This window comes from Massilia pinisoli, from assembly GCF_024753285.1.
Lineage (GTDB): Bacteria > Pseudomonadota > Gammaproteobacteria > Burkholderiales > Burkholderiaceae_D > Telluria > Telluria pinisoli.
This window is the reverse complement of sequence record NZ_JANUGW010000004.1, coordinates 253,734-275,774: the sequence shown is the minus strand read 5'-3', so window position 1 is coordinate 275,774 and position 22,041 is coordinate 253,734. Positions and strand designations below refer to the sequence as shown.

The 22,041-nt window shown below is 66.6% G+C and carries 22 protein-coding genes; 12 read left to right on the top strand and 10 right to left on the bottom strand.

What is annotated here, in order from left to right; all coding sequences use genetic code 11:
- Positions 1-44 precede the first annotated feature (44 nt).
- Positions 45-932 (top strand): AraC family transcriptional regulator, encoded by an 888-nt coding sequence (locus NX784_RS07600; protein ID WP_258816049.1) that lies wholly within the window; start codon positions 45-47, stop codon positions 930-932.
- A 19-nt stretch (positions 933-951) separates the two neighbouring features.
- Here the strand turns inward: NX784_RS07600 and NX784_RS07595 are convergent, their stop codons facing one another.
- Both NX784_RS07595 and NX784_RS07590 read right to left on the bottom strand, forming a co-directional pair.
- Positions 952-1,458 carry a TlpA family protein disulfide reductase gene (locus NX784_RS07595; RefSeq protein WP_258816048.1) on the bottom strand — a complete coding sequence of 169 codons (507 nt, stop codon included), beginning with the start codon at positions 1,456-1,458 and terminating at the stop codon, positions 952-954.
- Positions 1,459-1,553: 95 nt separating this feature from the next.
- Positions 1,554-2,411: a dioxygenase family protein gene (locus NX784_RS07590; RefSeq protein WP_258816047.1), complete on the bottom strand. Its 858-nt coding sequence runs from the start codon at positions 2,409-2,411 to the stop codon at positions 1,554-1,556.
- Positions 2,412-2,672: 261 nt separating this feature from the next.
- Here NX784_RS07590 and NX784_RS07585 point away from each other — a divergent pair, with 261 nt between their 5' ends.
- Together NX784_RS07585 and NX784_RS07580 are read left to right on the top strand one after the other, a co-directional pair.
- Entirely contained in the window at positions 2,673-3,188 is a 516-nt protein-coding gene (locus NX784_RS07585; protein WP_258816046.1) for a DUF6622 family protein, read from the top strand.
- A 113-nt stretch (positions 3,189-3,301) separates the two neighbouring features.
- Positions 3,302-3,673 (top strand): hypothetical protein, encoded by a 372-nt coding sequence (locus NX784_RS07580; protein WP_258816045.1) that lies wholly within the window; start codon positions 3,302-3,304, stop codon positions 3,671-3,673.
- Positions 3,674-3,696: 23 nt separating this feature from the next.
- Here the strand turns inward: NX784_RS07580 and NX784_RS07575 are convergent, their stop codons facing one another.
- Positions 3,697-4,161 carry a DUF2214 family protein gene (locus tag NX784_RS07575; RefSeq protein WP_258816044.1) on the bottom strand — a complete coding sequence of 155 codons (465 nt, stop codon included), beginning with the start codon at positions 4,159-4,161 and terminating at the stop codon, positions 3,697-3,699.
- A 172-nt stretch (positions 4,162-4,333) separates the two neighbouring features.
- On the bottom strand, positions 4,334-8,611 hold the full coding sequence (hrpA, locus tag NX784_RS07570; RefSeq protein WP_258816043.1) for an ATP-dependent RNA helicase HrpA: 4,278 nt from the start codon (positions 8,609-8,611) through the stop codon (positions 4,334-4,336).
- Between the two features lie 45 nt (positions 8,612-8,656).
- Between hrpA and argA the strand changes: the two genes are divergently transcribed.
- Entirely contained in the window at positions 8,657-9,973 is a 1,317-nt protein-coding gene (argA, locus tag NX784_RS07565; RefSeq protein WP_166858254.1) for an amino-acid N-acetyltransferase, read from the top strand.
- Positions 9,974-10,032: 59 nt separating this feature from the next.
- Positions 10,033-10,305: an oxidative damage protection protein gene (locus tag NX784_RS07560; protein WP_166858256.1), complete on the top strand. Its 273-nt coding sequence runs from the start codon at positions 10,033-10,035 to the stop codon at positions 10,303-10,305.
- A gap of 122 nt (positions 10,306-10,427) precedes the next feature.
- Here NX784_RS07560 and NX784_RS07555 read toward each other — a convergent pair whose 3' ends face one another.
- Positions 10,428-10,760, bottom strand: coding sequence for a hypothetical protein (locus NX784_RS07555; protein ID WP_258816042.1), 333 nt, complete (start codon positions 10,758-10,760; stop codon positions 10,428-10,430).
- Positions 10,761-10,771: 11 nt separating this feature from the next.
- Complete coding sequence (gene rpiA, locus NX784_RS07550; RefSeq protein WP_258816041.1) at positions 10,772-11,449, bottom strand: ribose-5-phosphate isomerase RpiA; 678 nt, start codon at positions 11,447-11,449, stop codon at positions 10,772-10,774.
- Positions 11,450-11,610: 161 nt separating this feature from the next.
- Here rpiA and NX784_RS07545 point away from each other — a divergent pair, with 161 nt between their 5' ends.
- The 5 genes from NX784_RS07545 (at position 11,611) to NX784_RS07525 (ending at position 15,480) form a co-directional block, all read left to right on the top strand.
- Positions 11,611-13,137 (top strand): dienelactone hydrolase family protein, encoded by a 1,527-nt coding sequence (locus NX784_RS07545; RefSeq protein WP_258816040.1) that lies wholly within the window; start codon positions 11,611-11,613, stop codon positions 13,135-13,137.
- 28 nt (positions 13,138-13,165) lie between these two features.
- Positions 13,166-13,546: a VOC family protein gene (locus NX784_RS07540; protein WP_258816039.1), complete on the top strand. Its 381-nt coding sequence runs from the start codon at positions 13,166-13,168 to the stop codon at positions 13,544-13,546.
- Positions 13,543-14,466, top strand: coding sequence for a signal peptidase I (gene lepB, locus NX784_RS07535; RefSeq protein WP_258816038.1), 924 nt, complete (start codon positions 13,543-13,545; stop codon positions 14,464-14,466). The genes NX784_RS07540 and lepB overlap by 4 nt, the downstream gene beginning before the upstream one ends.
- 10 nt (positions 14,467-14,476) lie before the next feature.
- Positions 14,477-15,031, top strand: coding sequence for a gamma carbonic anhydrase family protein (locus NX784_RS07530; RefSeq protein WP_258816037.1), 555 nt, complete (start codon positions 14,477-14,479; stop codon positions 15,029-15,031).
- Between the two features lie 65 nt (positions 15,032-15,096).
- Positions 15,097-15,480 (top strand): hypothetical protein, encoded by a 384-nt coding sequence (locus NX784_RS07525; protein ID WP_258816036.1) that lies wholly within the window; start codon positions 15,097-15,099, stop codon positions 15,478-15,480.
- Between the two features lie 23 nt (positions 15,481-15,503).
- On the opposite strand, the gene NX784_RS07520 is transcribed toward NX784_RS07525, so the two are convergent.
- The 4 genes from NX784_RS07520 to edd all read right to left on the bottom strand — a co-directional run bounded on the left by NX784_RS07520 (position 15,504) and on the right by edd (position 19,199).
- Complete coding sequence (locus tag NX784_RS07520) at positions 15,504-15,983, bottom strand: hypothetical protein (protein ID WP_258816035.1); 480 nt, start codon at positions 15,981-15,983, stop codon at positions 15,504-15,506.
- A 75-nt stretch (positions 15,984-16,058) separates the two neighbouring features.
- Positions 16,059-16,616 carry a Rhs element Vgr protein gene (locus NX784_RS07515; protein WP_258816034.1) on the bottom strand — a complete coding sequence of 186 codons (558 nt, stop codon included), beginning with the start codon at positions 16,614-16,616 and terminating at the stop codon, positions 16,059-16,061.
- Positions 16,617-16,629: 13 nt separating this feature from the next.
- Positions 16,630-17,253, bottom strand: a complete 624-nt coding sequence (gene eda / locus NX784_RS07510) for a bifunctional 4-hydroxy-2-oxoglutarate aldolase/2-dehydro-3-deoxy-phosphogluconate aldolase (RefSeq protein ID WP_258816160.1) — start codon at positions 17,251-17,253, stop codon at positions 16,630-16,632.
- Between the two features lie 29 nt (positions 17,254-17,282).
- Positions 17,283-19,199, bottom strand: coding sequence for a phosphogluconate dehydratase (gene edd / locus NX784_RS07505; RefSeq protein WP_258816033.1), 1,917 nt, complete (start codon positions 19,197-19,199; stop codon positions 17,283-17,285).
- A gap of 280 nt (positions 19,200-19,479) precedes the next feature.
- Between edd and pgi the strand changes: the two genes are divergently transcribed.
- Positions 19,480-21,120, top strand: a complete 1,641-nt coding sequence (gene pgi, locus NX784_RS07500; RefSeq protein ID WP_258816032.1) for a glucose-6-phosphate isomerase — start codon at positions 19,480-19,482, stop codon at positions 21,118-21,120.
- A gap of 10 nt (positions 21,121-21,130) precedes the next feature.
- The gene (locus tag NX784_RS07495; RefSeq protein WP_258816031.1) at positions 21,131-22,027 is read left to right on the top strand and encodes an SMP-30/gluconolactonase/LRE family protein; all 897 of its coding nucleotides are present in this window, start codon (positions 21,131-21,133) and stop codon (positions 22,025-22,027) included.
- The last annotated feature ends 14 nt before the right edge of the window (positions 22,028-22,041 follow it).

Here is a 22,041-nt window from a genome sequence, read left to right as displayed (position 1 = left end):
CCGCCCCGTCGGTACAGCCGGCGCGAGCATGCTAGACTTTTTGCATGCAGTCCCGCCCCGCCCCTATTTCACACGCCGTCTTCGACACCATGTGCGGCACCGACGCCACCCTCGAGCGGTTCGTGTGGCTGGGCGACGGCATGGCGGCGGCCATCTGGCAGCGCGACACCGACGAAGCGTTGACGGTGTACGACCGGCCCGGCCACCATACCCTCTCCTGCTACCTGGGCGGGGGCTATCGCACGGAACGGAGCAGCGCGCCCAGGCAGTACGGCGCGCCACTGCGCTTGTGCACCTTGCCGGACGACCACGAATCGGAATGGGTGGTGCGCGACCATCTGCGCCTGCTGCACGTCTACTTCATGCCGGCGCATTTCACGCGCCGGGCCGTGGTCGAGCTGGACCGCGAGCCGCGCGAGATCACGCTGGCCGACCGCACCTACTTCGAAAACCCGGCCCTGCTGCGCTTATGCCAGTCGCTCGTCGCCACGCCCTGGGAAGGCGCCGACAACGTGTTGCGCGCCAACGAGATCACCCACGACACCCTGAGCGAACTGCTGCGCTCGCAGAGCGTCCCACGGCGCGCGTTGCGGCTCAAGGGCGGCCTGGCGCCCCTGATGCGGCGCCGCCTGGCCGAGTACATCGACGCGCACCTGGCGCAGCCCATCACGCTCGGCACGCTGGCGCAGGTGGCTTGCCTGTCGGAGTTCCACCTGGCACGGATGTTCCGCGTATCGTTCGGCATGCCGCCGTCGGCCTGGATTGCCCAACGCCGCCTGGAACTGGCCCGCACCCTGCTGAAGACCACAGTCCTCCCGTTGCAGCAGGTCGCCGACCTGTGCGGCTATGCCGACCTGTCGCACTTCGGCCATCGCTTCCGCGCAGCGACGGGCACGTCGCCGGGGCGCTATCGGCAGGCCGTGGCGCCTTAGCGGCATCCGCTACGGGCGCCTACTGGGCGGCGAGGGCCTTGTTGATGGCGGCCACGATCGGCGTCAGGCTCGATTCGCCGTAACCGCGGAACACTTCGACGATCTTGCCGTCGCGCCCGATGACCACCAGGTGCGGGATGCCGTTCACGCCGTATGCCGCGCGCGCCGTCTCGTCCGGGTCGTACGACATGCCGATCTCGAGCGTGCGCATCGCGCGCGACAGCTTCTGGAAGATTTCGTCGTCTTCCGTGTTGATGGCCACGACCTGCAGATTGCCCTTCGCCGCCTTCTGGATATTGAACAGGATCGGCAATTCCTTGAGGCAGTACTTGCACCAGCTGGCCCAGAACGAGATGACGACGGCCTTGCCCGCGTAATCCTTCACGTGGACCGGCTTGCCACTGAGCGTCATGCCGAGATCGTCCGGGGCCATGTCGCCGGCCGCGGGCGCGCCGGCCCAGGCGAGCGTCGAGACGGACAGCAACAAGGCGGCGCAGGTGCGCGGGAACAGGGAGCGGAGGCGCATATCGTTTCGTATTTACTGTTTGGAAACACGAGTGTACGAGCGCCAATGCTCGCAGTCCAGCAAAACCTTGCCTGCCGGCAGGCTCTACGGCACCGTCACAGCGCCACGCCGATCGTCAGCGTGACGACATAGCCGTTGACGGGATCGCCGCTCACGGACGCCATCTGCAACGACGTGCCGTCGGAAAACACGTTATCGGTCGCATAGCTCATCGTTGCCAGGTTGCGCGAGCTGGCGCTGTAGGCCGACGTCGCGTAAGCCTCGTTCAACGTGGCCATCGGGAAGGTGAATTGCGACGTCTTGACGCGGTTCGCGGCGCTCGTCGCCTTCGCGAGGCTCGGATACACCTCGAAGTGGATGTGCGGCATGCGGCCCGAGTAGCAGCCAGGGAAGATCGTCGTGAACGTGACGGTGCCCGTGGCGTCCGCCTCCTGCACGCCGCGCAGGTAGTTCTCGTTCGTGAGGCCGCTCGCGTACATCGAGTAATTGCCGTCGCGGTCGCAATGCCACAGGTAGACGGCCGCGCCGGCCGCGCTGGCGCAGCTCGCGCCCGTGTTGACGATCTGCAGTTTCAACGTCGTCTGGATGCCGGCCGCCGTCGCGCTGCCGGGCGCCACGCTCGTGCGGATGTCGCTGCGCACGATGCCGGACAGCGCGAGCGCATTCGCGACACCGTTGCCGTTGCTGTTGGTGCCGTCGCCCGGATACGGGCCGCCCGTCTCCTCGGGGATGACGGTGCAGGTGCCCGTCGTCGCGGTCGTGGTGGAGCCGGACGCCGGCGTCGATGACGAAGACGATGCCGTCGTGCCGGCATCCACACTGCCGCCGCCGCAGCTCGCGAGCGGCACGGCCGCCGCGGACGCGAGCAGCCAGCGCAGCGACTGGCGCCGGCTGGACTGGGTGGCGAGCATGCGCTCGAGGTCGTCGGCAAGGCTGTGATGAGAATGATCCATGGGTCCCCCTGGGTTACGAAACGAAGCCCGGCTTATCGGTATGCATACGGCCTGCCGGGGCTCGCGCATTGTCGGTCGGGGAAACGTTAAGCGCGGTCAACGCCAGTAAAGGTTTGTAAAGACGAGCAGGCCGCTGCATGTCGCGCCGTCCAGCCGCATTTCGCGCCGCGATCGGGGCATCTCGTCGCATGCGCGCACGGGCGCACGGGGGCGCTGGCACAGTGGCATCACTTGACCCACTCACCACTTACGGAGCCCACCATGCTGATCCAGATCCTGACCCACACCCCACTCTACGTCTGGGCAATCCTCGCCTTCCTCGTCCAGCGCGGCATGATCGCCATGCGCGACCGCGACATGGAAATCCGCCGCCTCGTGATCATCCCGGCCGTGATGCTCGTGCTGTCGCTGCAGGACATGAACGGCAAGTTCGGCCTCGGCGGCTGGGTGTTGGCCGCATGGGCGCTGGCCGCCGCCGCGACGGCGCTGCTTGCCGGGCTGTCCGCCACGCCGCGCATCGCACCGGGCAGCGCGCCCGGCCGGGTGCGCGTGCGCGGCAGCCGCATGCCGCTCGTCATGATGATGGCCGTGTTCTTCACGAAATACATCGCGTCGGTGACCCTCGCCGTCGCGCCGCAGCTGGGTCACGACATGGTGTTCGCGTGCGCCGTGTGCGGCCTGTTCGGTGTGTTCAACGGGTGGTTCGCCGGCCGGCTGGTGCGCGACCTCGTCGCTTGTTCGAGCCTGACGCGCGGCGACGCGGCCGTTGCGGCCTGACGACGGCGTTCGTTTGACATCGCCCTCCCGCAGTTCGAGAATGGCCTCTGGCCCGGAGTGGAGGGGCCACATGCTGCCGACATGAATTTCGACATTCAGACAGGAGCGCGAACATGTTGATCCAACGGAGTCACTCGATTCACGCCTTGGTCACGCTTGCGGCCATGGCAGCCCTCGTCGGCTGCGCCAGCCCAGGCGACCACGACCGGCATCACGCGGACGGTGCCGACAGCACGATGGCCGCGACGGGCGGCACGATGAGCACCGGCGCGACCGGCAGCGCGGCCGGCTGCGGCATGATGACGGATTGCGCCGCCGCGCAAGGCCAGCCGATGGACAAGGATGCGATGTGCGCGATGTACCGCGACATGCAGAATGCACCCAACGACCAGGCGCGGCAGGCGATGATGGACCGCCGGATGCAGGGCATGTCGCCCGAGATGCGCCAGCGTCACATGGACATGATGCGCCAGCAGTGTCAGTGACGGCGGTGTAGCGATTCAACGGCTCAGCGGAACAGGCCGAAACCGACGCCGCGCGCCATCATCGCGGCAAAGATGGGGATCAGCGCGAACACGTGGATCTCCAGCAGCATCGCGCGGCGCAGCGCGGTCACGTCGGCTTGCGCCGGTACGAACGCCGCATCGGCCTTCGCCAGCTTCTGCCAGGCGAGGATGCGCAACGTGGGCCGGATCGAGACGAGACCGACGACGGCGAACGCGGCGATCTTGGCCCAGAACATCGGGTTGTGCATATAAAACTCGGCGCCCTTCGCGCCGAACTTCACGCGCAGGAAGCCGACGACGAGGATAGCCAGCGCCAGCACGCCATACGCGGCATCGAAGCGTCCCAGCAGGCGCACGGTCGCCGGCGACATGGCGGCGGGCCGCATCAGCGCGAGTTCCGCGGCCAGCACGGACGCGATGCCGAACACGATCAGGTGATGGACGATGGCGAGCACGAGGTCGGTCATGGCAGGGTCGTGGACAGTGATGGGATAGCGCCACTCTAGCGATAGGCTTCACACCTGTCAAAACGTAGGGTGGACGGGTTCCCCGTCCACGCGGTGATTGTTGGCGGCTCTGTGTTCGTGCACGATAGCGGAGCCGACGCCTATCACCGCGTGGACGGCACAGCCGTCCACCCTACCTCAACATCGACTCCCACACCTTCTGCAAGCGCTTGGATGACACGGGCATCGGCGTGCGCAGCTCCTGCGCGAACAGCGATACGCGCAGCTCTTCCAGCATCCAGCGGAACTCGATCATGCGCGGGTCGAGGTTCTTCAGCGGCTGGTTCTTCACCGTGCGCTGGAACTGCGTCGCGGCCGTCTGCCACTCGGCCATCAACTGCGCGTCGCGCGCCGGATTCGCGCGCAGCTTTTCCAGCCGCACGTTCATCGCCTTCAGGTAGCGCGGGAAGTGCGCCAGCTGGCTGTATTCCGTCTCGGCGATGAAGCGCTTGTGCACGAGGCCCTGCAACTGCGCCTGCATGTCGCTCGCGACGGCCGGCGGCAAGCCTTGCAGGCGTTTCGGCAGGCCGTGGAACTCCGCGAGGATCTGGCCGGCGAGGCGCGCCGTCTCGTTGATCAAGAGGCCGATGCGGCCCTTGCCCTCGTCGCGACGCTTGTTGAACGACGCGGCATCAATCGGCAGCGGATCCTGCAGGCACGCGATCTCGATGGCCTTCGCGACGATCTGCTCGCGCAGCTCTTCCGGCGTCCCCACCGACATGAACTGCATGCCCATCTGCTGCAGGCCCGGCACGTTCTTCTCGGCGAACTTCAGCTGCTCCTTGAACTGCAGCGCGAACAGGCGGCGCAGGCCGGCGCGGTGCGCGCGCGCCGCCACGTTCGGGTCGTCGAACACTTCGAGGTCGCAATGCGTCCCCTTGTCGACGAGCGCGGGGAAGCCGATCAGCGTGATCTTCCCTTGCGTGATTTCCAGCAGTTCCGGCAGTTCGCCGAACGTCCAGCCCGTGATGTTCGTGTGCGCGCTCGCGGGCGCGGGCGCTGCCGGCGCGGGCGTCGCGGCCTTCCCTTTCGCCTGAGCCGGTGCAGGGGTAGGCGCTGCGGCCCCCAGCGGCTTCGCGCTCCCCTGCCCGGCCACCGGCGTCGTCTCCGCCATCCGCTGGAAACTCTGGCGCGCCTGGCCGCCGAGTTCCGCCTGCAAGGTGGCGAGGTTGCGTCCCATGTCGAGCTGGCGGCCGTGTTCGTCCACGACCTTAAAATTCATGAACAGGTGCGCGGGCAAGGTCTCCAGCTTGAAGTCGGTCGTCATCACGCGCACGCCCGTCTGCGCGTGGATGTCCGCGATCAGCGCGTCGATCAAGTCGCCGCGGCCGAAGCGCACGGGGTCTTCATTGCGCTCGAAGAAGCGCGCGGCGTAGTCCGGCAGTGGCACGCAGTGACGGCGCAGCTTCTGCGGCAGGGATTTCAACAGCAGCTGCACCTTCTCCTTCAGCATGCCCGGCACGAGCCAGTCCGCGCGCTCGCGCGGGATCTGGTTCAGCGCGAACAGCGGCACGGTCAAGGTGACGCCATCGCGCGGGCTGCCCGGCTCGAAGTGGTACGACAGTCCCATCTCGATGCCGGTGACGTTCATCGTCTTCGGGAACAGGTCCGTCGTGACGCCGGCCGCCTCGTGGCGCATCAGTTCTTCGCGGTTCAGGTACAGGAGTTTCGGATTGTCGCGCGACGCGTCCTTGTACCACTTCTCGAAACCGGCGCCGTTCACGACGTCCGACGGGATCTCCTTGTCGTAGAACGCGTAGATCAGCTGGTCGTCCACGAGCACGTCGAGACGGCGCGACTTGTGCTCGAGGTTTTCGATTTCGCGGATCAGCTTGTGGTTGTGCGCGAAGAACGGCGACCGTGTCTCGTAATCGCCGCCGACGAGCGCGTCACGGATGAATATCTCGCGGGCCTCCTGCGGATTGTGCTGCGCGTAGTTGATGCGGCGCTGGCTGTAGACGACGATGCCGTACAACGTGGCGCGCTCGCTCGCCGTGACTTGCGCCGTGCGCTTTTCCCAGCGCGGCTCGCCCCACGATTTTTTCAGCAGGTGGCCGCCGATCTTCTCGACCCACTCCGGCTGGATCTGCGCGATGCAGCGGGCGTACAGGCGCGTCGTCTCGACCAGCTCCGCCGCCATGATCCACTTGCCGGCCTTCTTGCCGAGCGTGGAACCGGGCCAGATGTGGAACTTGATGCCGCGCGCGCCGAGGTACGCGCCCCCGGTTTGTCCACCCTCGTCTTCCATCTTGTAACCGATATTCCCGAGCAGACCGGTGAGCAGCGCCATGTGCAGCTGCTCGTACGTGGCGGGCGCGTCGTTCAGGCGCCAGCCCTGCTCCTTCACGATCGTGAGCAGTTGCGAATGCACGTCGCGCCACTCGCGCAGCCGGACCTGCGACAGGAAATTCTCGCGGCAGTTGTCCTGCAGCTGGCGGTTCGTCTTTTTGTGCTCGATGGCTTGCTCGAACCAGTTCCAGATCTTCAGGAAGCTGAGGAACTCGCTCTTCTCGTCCGCGAACTTCTTGTGCTTCTCGTCGGCCTGCTGCTGGTATTCCATCGGCCGGTCGCGCGGGTCCTGCACGGACAGCGCGGACGCGATGATCAGCATCTCGGTGAGGCACACGTTGTCGACGGCGGCCAGGATCATGCGGCCCACGCGCGGGTCGAGCGGCAGCTTCGCGAGCTTGCGGCCCATGGCCGTCAGTTCGTTCGCGTCGTCGACGGCGCCCAGTTCCTGCAAGAGCTGATAACCGTCGGCGATGGCGCGGCCCTGCGGCGGTTCGACGAACGGGAACGTCTCCACGTCCGTCAGGTGCAGGGACTTCATGCGCAGGATGACGGCCGCCAGCGACGAGCGCAGGATTTCCGGGTCCGTGAATTTCGGGCGCTGCAGGAAATCGGCTTCCTCGTACAGGCGGATGCAGACGCCGTCCGCGACGCGGCCGCAACGGCCCGCGCGCTGGTTCGCTGCGGCCTGCGAGATCGCCTCGATCTGCAACTGCTCGACCTTGTTGCGGTAGCTGTAGCGTTTCACGCGCGCCAGGCCCGCATCGACGACGTAGCGGATGCCGGGCACCGTCAGCGACGTCTCGGCCACGTTCGTCGCGAGGACGATGCGGCGCGCATTCGTCGTGCGGAACACGCGGTCCTGTTCTTCGACGGAGAGGCGCGCGAACAGCGGCAGGATTTCCACGTGCGGCGGATGGTGCTTTCGGAGCGCCTCCGCGCAGTCGCGGATCTCGCGCTCGCCGGGCAGGAACACGAGCACGTCGCCCGATCCCAGCCGGCAGAGTTCATCGACGCCGTCGACGACGGCATCCATCAAGTCGCGCTTGTCGCGCGCGGCTTGCGCTTTCGAGACCGATTTACCGTCGGCCGCAGGCGCGAATTCCTGGTCGCGCTCGACCGGGCGGTAACGCACCTCGACCTTGTACAAACGGCCCGACACCTCGATGACGGGCGCGGGCTTCTCGGGCGTGCCGAAGTGGCGCGCGAAGCGGTCGGCGTCGATCGTCGCCGACGTGATGATCACCTTCAGGTCCGGCCGGCGCGGCAGGATCTCTTTCAGGTAGCCGAGCAGGAAGTCGATGTTCAGGCTGCGCTCGTGCGCCTCGTCGATGATGATCGTGTCGTAGGCCTTGAGCAGCGGGTCGGTCTGGGTTTCGGCCAGCAGGATACCGTCCGTCATCAACTTGACCCAGGCGCCCGCCGACAGCGTGTCGTTGAAGCGGACCTTGTAGCCCACGTGCTCGCCCAAGGGCGAGCCCAGTTCGTACGCGATGCGCTTCGCCGTCGACGACGCGGCGATGCGGCGCGGCTGCGTGTGGCCGATCATGGCTTTCTCGCCGCGTCCCAGTTCCAGGCAGATCTTCGGCAGCTGCGTCGTCTTGCCCGAGCCGGTTTCGCCGGACACGATCACGACCTGGTTCTCCATCAGGGCCTTCGCGATTTCCGCGCGCCGGCCCGAAACAGGCAAGTCTTCCGGGAAGGTGATGGGTGGGAGCGGGTTGCGCACGGCCTCTCGTGGTGCGGCACCCCGACGCGCCTCGTTGCGCGCGGGCCGGTCTTCGCGTGGACGCTGGCCGCCTTCGCGCGGGCGTGCCGGCGGCGCTTCCTTCGCGTCGCCGTCGCCGGCACGCGGCGCACGAACCTGTGCCTGCGCGAGCGCGTTCGCGAGCGCGCCTTCGCGCGCGGGCGGGCGCGGGCCGCGGCGCGCGCCCTGGCCTTCGCCTGCGCGACCTTCACCGGCCTCGCGGTGCGGCCGTTCGGGCTTGGCTTGCAAGTCCGGCGTGCGCGTCAACGGGGCACGCGTGTCGCCTCCCCGCGCGTCGTTGCGCGGTTGCGAGCGGCGGTCGGGGGATGGGGCGCGCGCCGGTTTCGGCGCAGGCTTGTTACTCTGTTCAGACATTGATTTTTACGAGGATTTGGTGCGCAAGTCGCGCACCGAATTATAATGCGGCAAATGGAAATCCAATTCGTCCAGTGGCTGCGCTCCGTCGCGCCGTACATCCACGCTTTCGGCGGCAAGACCTTCGTCGTCGCCTTCCCCGGTGAGCTCGTCGCGGCCGGCGCCCTGCCCGTTCTCGCGCAGGATTTGTCGCTGCTGGTCGGACTCGGCATCCGCGTCGTGCTCGTGCACGGCTCGCGGCCGCAGGTGGCCGAACAGCTCGCGCTGCGCAACGTCGAAGGCCGCTTCCACAACGGCGTGCGCATCACGGACATCGCCGCGATGGAATGCGCGAAGGAAGCTGCCGGCGAACTGCGCCTGGACATCGAGGCCGCGTTCAGCCAGGGCTTGCCCAACACGCCGATGTCGAATGCGCACATCAGCATCGTCTCCGGCAACTTCGTCACGGCGCGTCCGCTCGGCGTGATCGATGGCGTCGACCACGAGCTCACGGGCGTCACGCGCAAGGTCGCCGCGTCCAAGATCCAGCCGATCCTCGAAACCGAGGACAACATCGTTCTGCTGTCGCCGCTCGGTTTCTCGCCGACGGGCGAGGTGTTCAACCTGACGATGGAAGACGTGGCCGTCTCCGCCGCGATCGCCCTGCACGCCGAAAAACTCATCTTCATCACGGAGACGTCGCTGATGAAGGACGCCGGCGGCGGCGACATCCGCGAACTGTCGTCGCACCAGGCCGAAGCCGTGCTGCAGGCGGGCTTCCTGCCGAACGACGCGTCGTTCTACCTGCAGCACGCAATCAAGGCGTGCAACAGCGGCGTCGACCGCGCCCACATCGTGCCCTTCTCGCTGGACGGCTCCGCGCTGCTGGAACTGTTCACCCACGACGGCGTGGGCACGATGATCACGCACGACAACCTGGAGAGCCTCCGGCAAGCCACCATTGAAGACGTCGGCGGCATCATCAAGCTCATCGAACCGCTCGAGGCGGACGGTACGCTGGTCAAACGCCCGCGCGAGCTGATCGAACGCGAGATCGAGCAGTTCTCCGTGATCGAGCACGACGGCGTCATCTTCGGCTGCGCCGCGCTGTACCCGTTCCCCGAATCGAAGATGGCGGAGATGGCATGCCTGACGATCAGCCCGGAGGCGCAAACCCAGGGCGACGGCGAACGCATCCTGAAGCACATGGAAAACCGCGCCCGCGCGGCCGGCATGACGAAGCTGTTCGTGCTGACGACGCGCACGTCGCACTGGTTCAAGAAGCGCGGCTTCGTGCTCGCCACCGTCGACGATCTCCCGAAGGACCGCGCGCACATGTACAACTGGCAGCGCCGGTCGCAGATCCTGATCAAGCAGCTCTGACGGCCGCGGGCGCGCCGTTTTATAATCACGTTTTCCGATACCGAACCAGGAGCAAGAACATGGCCCGCACCGTCCACTGCATCAAACTGAACAAGGAAGCCGAAGGCTTGGCCCTCCCGCCGTACCCGGGCGAACTGGGCAAGCGCATCTATGAAAACGTGTCGAAGGAAGCGTGGGATGGCTGGCTCAAGCACCAGACGATGCTCATCAACGAAAACCGCCTGAACATGGCCGATGCGCGCGCCCGCAAATACCTGGCCACGCAGATGGAACGTCACTTCTTCGGCGAAGGCGCAGACGAAGCCGCCGGCTACGTGCCGCCGACGGCCTGATTTTGTAGGGTGGACTGGTCTCCCGTCCACGCGTTCAACTCACTTGAGCGCTGTAGCAGCACAAGCGCTTGTTGGACGCGTGGAGTCATTGAGTCCGGGGGATTCAATGACGCGCGTCCACCCTACATCTGCTTGCACTGGCGCAATTCGCACCGCGCCATGAACACTTTCCCATCCTCGCAGCGCATCCGGTAGACCTCGACGGGCCCCGGCTGCGTGATCAGCCCCGCGCCCAGCCCGCCCGTACATCCCTGCTGCTTCGCCATCTTCTCGACGGTGGCCGACGACACGCCCGTATGGAACGGAATCGTCTCGACGGACGGCGCCGCAGCGGGCGCCGCCAAGGGTGCGACCGGCGCGACGGGCGCCGGCATGCGCTGGTGAAACATCGAGCAGCCGCCCAGGCCCAGCGCGGCCGCGAGGGCGATCGACAGCGGAACCAGGGCGCGCTTCATGCCGGCTCCGCTCAGAACGTCAGTTTCTTGACGCCGTCGCCCGTGCCCAGCAGGCACACGTCGGCGCCGCGGCGGGCGAACAGGCCGACGGCGATCACGCCGACGATCTGGTTGATCTCCGACTCCAGGCCCACCGGATCGGTGATCGACAAGCCCGCCACGTCGAGGATGTAGCCGCCGTTGTCGGTGACGAAGGCGTCCGTGCTGCCTGCCTTCGTGCGCAGGCGCGGCTGGCCGCCGAGCGCGACCAGCTTGCGGCTGACGGCGTTCGCGGCCATCGGCACCACTTCGACCGGCAGCGGGAACTTGCCGAGCGTCTCGACGAGCTTGGAGCCGTCGGCGATGCACACGAACTTGCCCGACACGGAGGCGACGATCTTCTCGCGCGTGAGGGCCGCGCCGCCGCCCTTGATCATCGCGCCGGTGGCGTTGATCTCGTCGGCGCCGTCGACGTAGACGGAAATCGCGTCGACGTCGTTCAGGTCGAGCACGTCGATGCCGTGGCCGCGCAGGCGGGCGGCCGTCGCTTCCGACGACGCCACGGCGCCCTTGATGCGATGCTTGATCTTGCCGAGTTCGTCGATGAAGAAATTGGCGGTGGAGCCGGTGCCGACGCCGATGATTTCGCCGTCGACCACGTAATCGATGGCGGCGCGGGCCACGGCCTGCTTGAGTTCGTCCTGGGTCATGATGTGAAGTGCAGTCAAAGAATCCGACATTTTAGCGGATTCGCCCCCGCTCCTTGCCACATCGGCCATGTTCTGCCGCGTATTCGCGACAGTATCCATGCTGAATCAGCATATAATGTTGCAAGCAAAGAAACAGTCCCGCAACGGACACCAACGCGACCATGACCATGTTCCGGACCCTGCCCGCCCTCCTGCTCGCCTTCGTCCTCGCGCACGCCGCGACGGCCGCCGACCTCACGCCCACCGGTCCGTACCGCGTCGGCTTCCACGTGCGCCAGCAGTACGACCGGGCGCGGGTCTACCAGCACGCGCGCAGCCCCGTGACGGCGCAGCTGACGAACAGCGACCGCGCGCGGCCGCTGCAGACGCTCGTCTGGTATCCGGCGATCGGCACGGGCGGCGTCATGTTCTACCGCGACTATGCGACGACCGTGGCGACGGAGGAGGAATTCAGCCGCACGCCCGAGCAGGTGCGCCGCGCCACCGACCTGCTCATCGACGCGCGCGCGGGCGGCGCTGATGGCGCGCAGGTGCAGCGCGAGATGCGCAACCCCGTGCGTGCGCTCCGCGACGCGCCCGAACGCCCCGGCAAATTCCCTGTCGTGATCTACGCGCCGAGCAACAGCGCGTACGCGATCGAGAACACCGACCTGTGTGAATACCTGGCGAGCCACGGCTACATCGTGATCGCGACGCCATCGCTGGGCGTACGCTCGCACACGGTGGCGGCCGACCTGGAAAGCGCCGAGGCGCAGGCCGCCGACATCGGCTTCCTCGTCGGCTACGCGCACACGCTGCCGCAGGCCGACGCGAGCCGCATCGCCGTCGTCGGCCACAGCTGGGGCAGCCTCGCGAGCGTGCTGGCGGCCGCGCGCGACGACCGCATCCGCGCGCTCGTCACCTTGGACGGCTCGCTGCGCGCCGCGTCCGACTACGTGAACGGCGGCCCGCGCGCCGCGCGCTACGTCAGCCCGGAACGCCTGGGCATCCCGCTGCTGTACATGACGCGCCTGCAGGACGAGGGCACGATCGGCACGGAACTCCTGGCGCGCATCCGCTACACCGACGTCTACCTCGCCACGCTCGATGCCGCGAACCACATGGCGTTCTCGTCATGGTCGCTGCGCATGGCGCCGGATGCCGCGTTCACGGGCGGCACGCGCCCGCAGGCTGCGCAGGCATATGGCGCGATGGCGGAGACCGTGGAACGCTTCCTCGACGCGCGCCTGAAGGGTGACGCCGCGGCCCGCCGCCAGCTGGACGAGGCGCTGGGGGCGCAACGCCCGCCGGCCGGCTTCCTGTCGTTCGCGGTGCGTCGCGCCGCGAGCGCGCCGCCGACGCTCGACACGTTCCTCGACCAGCTGGGCCAGCAGGGCTTCGAGCACATCGGCACGATCTACGACCGCCTGCACGCGCAAAACCCCGACCTCGTCCTCGACCCGCTGCAGACGTACGACTGGGGCATGAAGCTGCTGCGCGAACGGCACGCCGCCGACGCCATGCGCGTGTTCCAGCTGGGTGTGCACCTGTATCCCGAGCGCTTCGAATTCCTCTACGACGGCCTGGGCCAGGCGTGCGAGGCGGTTGGCGAACGCGCCGCTGCCATCGCGTACTACCGCAAGGCGCTGGCACTGGAACCGACGCAGGCGCATGCGGGCGAACGGCTCAAGGCGCTGGGCGTGCTGTAATCATTACTTGAAGACATCGGAGATCGACATGAAGCGTGTGACAGGCATCGGCGGCATCTTCTTCCAGGCCAATGATCCGGCGGCATTGGCCGCCTGGTACCAGCGCCACCTGGGCATCGCCGTGCAACCTTGGGGCGGCGCGGCTTTCGACTGGACGGACGACGCGGGCACGCCCGTCGGCGGCACGACCGCGTGGTCTGTCTTCCCTGTCGGTAGTGACCAGTTCGCGCCGAGCCGGGCCCCCTTCATGATCAACTACCGCGTCCACGACCTCGCCGCCTTGCTGCAGGCGCTGCGCGACGAAGGGTGCCACGTGCTGGACGACACGCAGGACGGCGAGTACGGCAAGTTCGGCTGGGTCATCGACCCGGAAGGCAACAAGGTCGAGTTGTGGGAGCCGCCCGCATGACCGTCATGGCGAACTGGCGGCCGAAACCGTGGATCGCCGTCGCCCTGAGTCTTGCGAACGCAACGCTCGGCCTGCTGTACGCGGGCAAGCCACGCTGGGCTGGCATCTTCTTCGTCACGACGTCGACGATCGTCATGCTGGCCTTCTTTCGCGCGTTCGCAGGCGTATCCGATACGATCATGGGCGCGCTGGAGATCGCCGCGGGGATCGTCGGCATCATCCTTGCGTACCGCGCAGCGAAGGCGGCGCCGGACCGCATCCGGCCCAAGTACACACGCTGGTACAGTCTGCTCGCCATCTGTGCCGCATTCGCAGTCGCCGCCGTGGCCTTCCGCGCCTTCGTCTATGAACCGTTCAAGATACCGTCGACGGCAATGGCGCCCACCGCCGAAATCGGTTCGCGGGTCATCGTTCAGAAATTCGGCTACGGCCACTTCAGCACATTCGGATTCAGACTCGGCAGCCGCCCCATCTCGGCGCCGCTGCACCGGGGCGACGTGATCGTCTTCGACTATCCCGTCGAACCGGCGGAAACCTGGATCAAGCGTATCGTCGGCGTGCCGGGCGACCGGGTCGTGTATCGCGACAAGCACCTCTTCGTCAATGGCGTCGACACCCGCGTTCGCCAACTCGACGATTACCTGCACCCGGACGTGCCCCGGTATTCACGGCGTTACCTCGACAAGCTGGACGGCACGACATTCGCGACGTTGCAGGACGATGTCCAGCGCACCCCGGAGCCCAGCAATTTTGCGTTCCGCGACCATTGCGTCTACACGGAGAACGAGGTGCGTTGCGATGTCCCGGCTGGAAATTACTTTGTCATGGGCGACAACCGGGACAACAGTCTCGACAGCCGCTACTGGGGTTTCGTGCCGTCCGACCGCATCATCGGCAAGGTCGTCAACATCATCCATTAACAGATTCCACATGCCGCTTTCCAACTACCTCGACGCCTATCCCCGACTTGCCGAGCGCGTGTACGTGCACGCATCCGCGCAAGTGATCGGTAGCGTCCAACTCGGCGCCGACAGCTCGATCTGGTGCAACGCCGTGCTGCGCGGCGACGTCAACGACATCGTCATCGGCCGCTGCACGAACATCCAGGACTTGACGATGGGCCACGTCTCGCACAAGACGCCCGCCAAGCCGAACGGCTCGCCCCTCGTCATCGGCGACCACGTCACCATCGGCCATGCCGTGATCCTGCACGGCTGCCGGATCGGCAACGAATGCCTCGTCGGCATGGGCACCATCGTGATGGACGACGTGGTCGTCGAAGACCGCGTCATGATCGGCGCCGGCAGCCTCGTCCCGCCCGGGAAGACGCTGGAAAGCGGCTTCCTGTACGTGGGCCGGCCCGTCGCCAAGGTCCGGCCGCTGACCGACGCCGAGATCGCGTACCTGCGCTATTCGGCCGAGCATTATGTGCGCATCAAGGACAACTACCTGAAGGAGTCCACCGCCATGCCGGCGCGCCAATAGTCGTGCGCGGCGGGAACGCGGCGGACGCGTAGAATCGGTTATCGGAACGACCACCGGAGACACCCATGCCGAAACAGCAGACGCCATCGATCACCTGGCAGGACGACGCGCCACCGTCCGACTACGAGGCGGCCGGCCACTACCTCGCGCTTGTCGACGTGCAGAAAAACATCGACAAGGCGCTGGCCGACCTGAAGGCGGGCGCGATCGTCGAATACAAGGCGACGGACCTGCTGCGCGCCGCCCAGCTCGCCGTGCCCAAGGCGGACGATCATCCGACGCGCGAGCAGATCAAGAAGATCAAGCGCGGCGAACCCGTTTCTCCCGTGCTCCTCGTGCGCGTGCCGGCGCTGAAGAAAGTCATCGTCGCGGATGGATTCCACCGGATTTGCGCGGCGTATCGCATCGATCCGGATGTTGTGCTGCATTGCAAGCTGGCGGGGGCGTGATATCCGGCCGGCGTAGCGCTGGCCTACTCCCCCGGTGCAAGACACCCCGCCATGCGCCGACCTTCGCCATTCCCGATCTGGTGCACGACGGCGCCGCCGTCCCGCTGGCGTACGACACAGAACCGCGCTTCGTACGCCGACGCGGTCCGGCCGCCGCCCGCCCGCGCGTCAATGCGCAAGTGATAGACCCGTCCAGGCAACAGCGGCGCCGACGCCGTGCGCGGCAGCGCCGCCACCCTGCCGCCGTACGGCACGCACATACCGTACGTGAGCGGGAACGTACGGTCCTTCGGCATCGCCATCTTCCACACGGGATGCGCCCCGTCCGACACGGCGATCGCCTGAAAATCCGGCGTGCCCAGGCGGGCCTCGCGTGCAGCGATGGTGAAACACGGGCCACCGCGCGGCCCGTCGCGCACCTCGGCCTCGCCCACGCGCGCGTGCGCGGGCAGCCCGGCACACAGCAGCAGGATGGACACTCGGATGCGGAAGGCAACGGCCATGACAGCCTCGCGGGACGTGGACGCAAGCCGCAAGCCTACGTCGTCGCTGCCGCCGGATTTTGATGGCGCGCAAGCTCAGGCGGATGCCGCCGCGCGGACGAAACGGCGGGCGCTGCCGCGCGGCAGGTTGTCCGGGTCGCGCGGATCGGCGAGGAACCGGGCCAGCACCCGTTCGTACAACGCCACCTGGCCCGCGTAACGCCGCTGGCGCATCACACGCGCGTTGCGCATGTACTTCAGCGCAAAATAATCGGCGAGCAAATCGCCCTGCGCTTCCATGTTGTAGTCGGCAAGCGTCGCATCGGGCCGCAGTTCGTAGCGGTACGACAGGCCGATGCGGAACGCGCCGCGCAGCCGCACGGGGTAGCCGAGCTGGTGCTGCCACACGTGTACCATTTCGTGCATGAACCAGTGAATGGTGTGCGGATCGCCCGCCGCATAGTCGGGCAGGAAGCAGGAAGGGTGAAAATAGATGCTGCCGTTGGGCGTCATGGCGCAGTTCTTCGGCTGCACCAGCGGCAGGTAGCGGCGGCCGTGCACGCGCACGCGCGCGAGGTCGAGGGCGCTGCCGAACAGCAGCGACGCCATCCGCATCTCGCCCGGGGTCAGGCCCCGGGCCAGGCGCCGCCGCATGATCGACTCAGGCTCAGGCAGCCTTCAGCGCGGACGCGGCTTTCGCGAGATCCGTGATCAGGTCCCAGTCGCCAGCCTTCATCGCGTCGGCCGGGGTCAGCCACGAGCCGCCCACGCACGCGACGTTCTTCAGCGCGAGGAATTGCGGTGCCGTCTCGATCGAGATGCCGCCCGTCGGGCAGAAGGTCACGTCCGGCAGCGGGCCGCCGATCGCCTTCAGCATGCCGACGCCGCCCGCCGGCACGGCCGGGAACAGCTTCAGCTGCTTGAAGCCGGCTTCGCGCGCCACCATCACTTCGGACGGGGTCATGCAGCCCGGCAGCAGCGGCAGACCGCTCTTCTTCGCGGCGTCGATCAGCGCCGGCGTCAGGCCAGGCGACACGCCGAACACGGCGCCCGCATCGCGCGACGCGGCGAATTCTTCCGGCTGCGTCAGCGTGCCGACGCCGACGATCGCGCCTTCCACCTGCGACATCGCGCGGATCGCCTCCAGGCCGTGCTTCGTGCGCAGCGTGACTTCGAGCACGCGGATGCCGCCGGCGACGAGCGCCTTGGCGAGGGGGACGGCATGGTCCGGGTCGTCGATCGCGATCACGGGGATCACGACGGCGGATTTCATGATGTCCAGCAGGGTCATATCGTTACTCATCGTTGTGCTCACTTTGCTTATTTCGATTTGCGGAACAGGAAGTCTTCGTCGGAACCCGGCATGATCTCACCGCTGTCGGTGCCTTCGTGCAGGGGAACGGTCGTCTCGATCGGCGACGGCAGCGGGAAGTGGGCGGCGCCTTCCTCGGCCGCGCTAACCGATTTGCGGAACACGTCGAACAGCTCGCGGCCCATGCCGATGCGGTTCGAGCTCAGGTCGGCCGTCGCCATCTTGCGCGCGGCCCACACGTCTTGCGGCACCAGCGCTTCCAAGGTGCCCTGAGTGGCGTCGACGCGAATGATGTCGCCGTCGCGCACGAGGCCCAGCGGGCCGCCGGCCAGGATCTCCGGCGACACGTGGATCGCGGCCGGCACCTTGCCCGATGCGCCCGACATGCGGCCGTCGGTCACCAGCGCGACGTGGAAGCCGCTGTCCTGCAGGTTGGCCAGCGCCGGCGTCAGCGCGTGCAGTTCAGGCATGCCGTTCGCGCGCGGGCCCTGGAAACGCAGCACGGCGACGAAGTCGCGGTTCAGCTTGCCGGCCTTGTAGGCGTGCATGAAGTCTTCCTGCGAGTCGAACGTCAGTGCCGGTGCCTCGACGATGTGGTGGTCCTTCTTGACGGCCGAGATCTTCATCACGGCGCGGCCCAGATTGCCCTGCACGAGGATCAGGCCGCCGTTGTCGCTGAACGGGTTCGATGCCTTGCGCAGCACGGACTCGTCGCCGCTCTGCTCCGGCAGGTCGCGCCAGACGACCTTGTCGCCGTCCAGGAACGGTTCCTTGCAGTGGTTGCGCAGCCCGCGGCCGAGGATCGTGTTGACGTCGTCGTGCACGAGGCCCGCGTCCAGCAGTTCGCGGATGACGAACGTCGGGCCGCCGGCGGCCTGGAAGTAGTTCACGTCGGCGTCGCCGTTCGGGTACACGCGCGTCAGCAGCGGGATCACTTTCGACAGCTCGTCGAAGTCGTTCCAGTCGATCACGATGCCGGCCGCGCGCGCGATGGCGACGAGGTGCAAGGTGTGGTTCGTCGAGCCGCCCGTCGCGTGCAGCGCGGCGATGGCGTTGACGATGCACTTCTCGTCGACGATGTGACCGATCGGCATGTACTCGCCGCCCTGCTGCGAGATCTTGACGGCATGCTGCGCGGCGGCGCGGGTCAGCGCCTCGCGCAGCGGCGTGTCCGGATGGACGAACGCGGCGCCCGGCAGGTGCAGGCCCATCATCTCCATCAGCATCTGGTTGCTGTTCGCGGTGCCGTAGAAGGTACACGTACCGGCCCCGTGGTAGGCCTTGGCCTCGCCTTCCATCAATTCCTCACGGGTGGCTTCGCCCTTCGCATAGCGCTGGCGGATGGAGGCCTTTTCCTTGTTCGAGATACCGGTGGCCATCGGGCCGCCCGGCACGAAGATGCCCGGGATGTGGCCGAAATGCAGCGCGCCGATCAGCAGGCCCGGCACGATCTTGTCGCAGATGCCGAGGTACAGGCTGGCGTCGAACATATTGTGCGACAGCGCGATGGCGGTCGACATGGCGATGGCGTCGCGCGAGAACAGCGACAGCTCCATGCCCGGCTGGCCTTGCGTGACGCCGTCGCACATGGCGGGCACGCCGCCGGCGAACTGGGCCACGGCGCCGACGTCACGCACGGCGTCCTTGATGACCTTCGGGTACGATTCGAACGGCTGGTGCGCCGACAGCATGTCGTTGTACGAGGAAACGATGGCGACCGAAGGCTGCTTGTACTCGCGCAGCTTGAGCTTGTCGTTGGCCGGGAACGCGGCGAAGCCATGCGCCAGGTTCGTGCACGCCAGCACGCTGCGCTGCACACCCTTCACGCGCGCCGCGTCGAGATGCGCCAGGTAGGCCTGGCGCGACGGCCGGCTACGCTTGATGATCCGGTTGGTGACCTGTTCTACTACGGGGTGCAGCGCCATGATCTGTTCCTTGTGAATTAGATTTCTGAAATTTTACTACGAAATGCGCGTTGCCGCGCATTTGTCGAATAATGTGGGAATTGAAAGCGGGCGTCAGACGTGGACATCGTACGGCCGTCGGCGGATGCGTCGCGGTAGGGTGGGCACCCCGTGCCCACGCGTCCAACCAGCTCATGCTCATTCACACACTTACAACACGCCGAATTTGTGTAGTGAATTTACGCCCGCATCCTGTATGATTCGATAACCTGCACAAAATGACATCATACCGTCCATCACCATGCGCCAACCATCCCTGACCAGCACCGCAAGTTACCAGGCCCTCCAGTCCCACGCCAAGGACGCCCAGCAATGGCAGATGCGCGACCTGTTCGCGCAAGACCCGCAGCGCTTCGAGCGCCTGTCGAGCGAAGCCGCGGGTCTGTTCCTAGACTATTCAAAAAACCGCCTGGACGGGCGCACGCTTGCACTGCTGGCAAACCTGGCGCGCGAGCGCGGTGTCGAGAAGCTGCGCGACGCCATGTTCAACGGCGACAAGATCAACCTGACGGAACACCGCGCCGTCTTGCACACGGCGCTGCGCGCGCCGAAGGACAAGCAGATCACCGTCGACGGCCAGGACATCACGGCCGACGTGCACTCTGTTCTCGCACGCATCAGGACGTTCAGCGACGCCGTCCGCAACGGCCAGTGGCTGGGTCACACGGGTAAAGAAATCACCGACATCGTCAACATCGGCATCGGCGGTTCCGACCTCGGTCCGAAGATGGTGTGCCTCGCGCTGCGCCAGTTCGCGCATCCGCGGCTGAGCATGCACTTCGTCTCCAACGTCGACGGCCATGACATGGACGCGGCGCTGTCGCGCGTGAATCCGGAAACGACGCTCTTCATCATCGCGTCGAAGACGTTCACGACGGCCGAGACGATGATGAACGCGAACACGGCGCGCCAGTGGTTCCTCAAGAACGCATCGGAAGCCGCATTGGCGAAGCACTTCGTCGCCGTGTCGACGAACGTCGAAGCCATCAAAAAATTCGGCATCGATCCGGACAACATGTTCCCGTTCTGGGACTGGGTCGGCGGCCGCTATTCCGTGTGGTCCGCGATCGGCCTCCCCGTCGCGCTGTGCGCGGGCTACGGCTATTTCGCCGACTTCCTCGCGGGCGCGCACGCGCTGGACGAGCACTTCCGCACGGCACCGATCGAGGAGAACCTGCCGATGATCCTCGCGCTCGTCGGCTTCTGGAATCGCGAATTCCTGGGCTGCCCGTCCGTGTCGATCGCACCGTACCACCAGGACCTGAACCGCTTCCCCGCCTACCTGCAGCAGCTCGAGATGGAAAGCAACGGCAAGCGCGTCACGCGCGCCGGCGACACCATCGCCGACTACGAAACGTGCCCCGTGATCTGGGGCGACGTGGGCACGAACGGCCAGCACGCCTACTTCCAGCTGCTGCACCAGGGCACGGACGTGACGCCGATGGACTTCATCGCCGCGCTGCGTCCCGCACACGAATTCCAGAATCACCACGCCGCACTGCTCGCCAACTGCTTCGCGCAGTCGGAAGCCTTCATGAAGGGCAAGACGGCGGACGAGGTCCGCGCGGACCTGGCCGGGCAAGACCCCGCCGAGATCGAGCGCCTCGTGCCGCACAAGACCTTCCCCGGCAACCGTCCGAGCAACACGATCCTGATGGAGTACCTGACCCCAGCCACGCTGGGCGCCCTCATCGCGCTGTACGAGCACAAGACGTTCGTGCAAGGCGCGCTGTGGGACGTGAACAGCTTCGACCAGTGGGGCGTCGAGCTGGGCAAGGTGCTGGCCAAGAAGATCGAGGCGGAACTGAACGGCGAGGCGCAGCCGGCGCAACACGACGGCTCGACCAACGGCCTGATCGCGCGCGCCAAGGCCGCCGTCTGAGGAGCGTTCCATGAAGAGCGAAAAATTCCACATCGTGCATGACGAGCCGATGCTGGTCGGCGAATCGGCCGTCTGGCACGCGATCGAATCGGCGCTGTACTGGGTCGACATCGACGGCAAGTCGGTGCACCGCCTGCATCCGTCGAGCGGCAAGTACTCGCGCTGGAGCACGGCGACGGAGCCGTCCGCGATCGCGGTCGACATGGACAACAACCTCGTGCTGGCCACTCGCGCGGGCTTCGTCTACCTGAACACGACGACGGGCGAGCTCACCGACATCGCGCCCGCGCCGTACGACACGGCGATCATGCGCTTCAACGACGGCCGCGTCGACCCCGTCGGCCGCTTCTGGGTCGGCACGATGTACGAGCCGCGCGACCAGCCCAAGGCCGAGATGTACGTGCTGGACAAGGGTCAGCTGCGCCAGGCGTGGGCCGGCGGCATGACGAATTCGAATGGGCTGTCGTTCAGCCCCGACGGCAAGACGATGTACCACGCCGACACGACGACCCACCGCGTCGACGCGTACGACTACGACGTCAAGACGGGCACGGCATCGAACCGCCGCAACCTCGTCACCTTCTCCGACGACAAGAAGGCACCGGACTACGGCGGCCGTCCGGACGGGGCGGCCGTGGACAGCGAAGGCAATTACTGGGCCGCGATGTTCGAAGGCGGCCGCCTCGTCAAGCTGTCGCCGACGGGCGAGCTGCTGCAGGAAATCGAGCTGCCCGTGCGCTGTCCGACCTCGGTCGCGTTCGGCGGGCCGGACCTGCGCACGCTGTATGTCACGAGCGCCAGCAAGGGGCGCTCGAATGACGAGCTGGCGAAGTATCCGCATAGCGGCAAGGTGTTGGCGTTTGCGGTCGACGTTCCCGGTATGGAGCAGGCCGAGTACCGCGGATAATCGAAACGGCCGCG

Bases quoted from the DNA above. Each gene is read 5' to 3' on its own strand.
- NX784_RS07600 (WP_258816049.1), top strand. From the start codon at position 45: ATGCAGTCCCGCCCCGCCCCTATTTCACACGCCGTCTTCGACACCATG.
- NX784_RS07595 (WP_258816048.1), bottom strand. From the start codon at position 1,458: ATGCGCCTCCGCTCCCTGTTCCCGCGCACCTGCGCCGCCTTGTTGCTG.
- NX784_RS07590 (WP_258816047.1), bottom strand. From the start codon at position 2,411: ATGGATCATTCTCATCACAGCCTTGCCGACGACCTCGAGCGCATGCTC.
- NX784_RS07585 (WP_258816046.1), top strand. From the start codon at position 2,673: ATGCTGATCCAGATCCTGACCCACACCCCACTCTACGTCTGGGCAATC.
- NX784_RS07580 (WP_258816045.1), top strand. From the start codon at position 3,302: ATGTTGATCCAACGGAGTCACTCGATTCACGCCTTGGTCACGCTTGCG.
- NX784_RS07575 (WP_258816044.1), bottom strand. From the start codon at position 4,161: ATGACCGACCTCGTGCTCGCCATCGTCCATCACCTGATCGTGTTCGGC.
- hrpA (WP_258816043.1), bottom strand. From the start codon at position 8,611: ATGTCTGAACAGAGTAACAAGCCTGCGCCGAAACCGGCGCGCGCCCCA.
- argA (WP_166858254.1), top strand. From the start codon at position 8,657: ATGCGGCAAATGGAAATCCAATTCGTCCAGTGGCTGCGCTCCGTCGCG.
- NX784_RS07560 (WP_166858256.1), top strand. From the start codon at position 10,033: ATGGCCCGCACCGTCCACTGCATCAAACTGAACAAGGAAGCCGAAGGC.
- NX784_RS07555 (WP_258816042.1), bottom strand. From the start codon at position 10,760: ATGAAGCGCGCCCTGGTTCCGCTGTCGATCGCCCTCGCGGCCGCGCTG.
- rpiA (WP_258816041.1), bottom strand. From the start codon at position 11,449: ATGACCCAGGACGAACTCAAGCAGGCCGTGGCCCGCGCCGCCATCGAT.
- NX784_RS07545 (WP_258816040.1), top strand. From the start codon at position 11,611: ATGACCATGTTCCGGACCCTGCCCGCCCTCCTGCTCGCCTTCGTCCTC.
- NX784_RS07540 (WP_258816039.1), top strand. From the start codon at position 13,166: ATGAAGCGTGTGACAGGCATCGGCGGCATCTTCTTCCAGGCCAATGAT.
- lepB (WP_258816038.1), top strand. From the start codon at position 13,543: ATGACCGTCATGGCGAACTGGCGGCCGAAACCGTGGATCGCCGTCGCC.
- NX784_RS07530 (WP_258816037.1), top strand. From the start codon at position 14,477: ATGCCGCTTTCCAACTACCTCGACGCCTATCCCCGACTTGCCGAGCGC.
- NX784_RS07525 (WP_258816036.1), top strand. From the start codon at position 15,097: ATGCCGAAACAGCAGACGCCATCGATCACCTGGCAGGACGACGCGCCA.
- NX784_RS07520 (WP_258816035.1), bottom strand. From the start codon at position 15,983: ATGGCCGTTGCCTTCCGCATCCGAGTGTCCATCCTGCTGCTGTGTGCC.
- NX784_RS07515 (WP_258816034.1), bottom strand. From the start codon at position 16,616: ATGCGGCGGCGCCTGGCCCGGGGCCTGACCCCGGGCGAGATGCGGATG.
- eda (WP_258816160.1), bottom strand. From the start codon at position 17,253: ATGACCCTGCTGGACATCATGAAATCCGCCGTCGTGATCCCCGTGATC.
- edd (WP_258816033.1), bottom strand. From the start codon at position 19,199: ATGGCGCTGCACCCCGTAGTAGAACAGGTCACCAACCGGATCATCAAG.
- pgi (WP_258816032.1), top strand. From the start codon at position 19,480: ATGCGCCAACCATCCCTGACCAGCACCGCAAGTTACCAGGCCCTCCAG.
- NX784_RS07495 (WP_258816031.1), top strand. From the start codon at position 21,131: ATGAAGAGCGAAAAATTCCACATCGTGCATGACGAGCCGATGCTGGTC.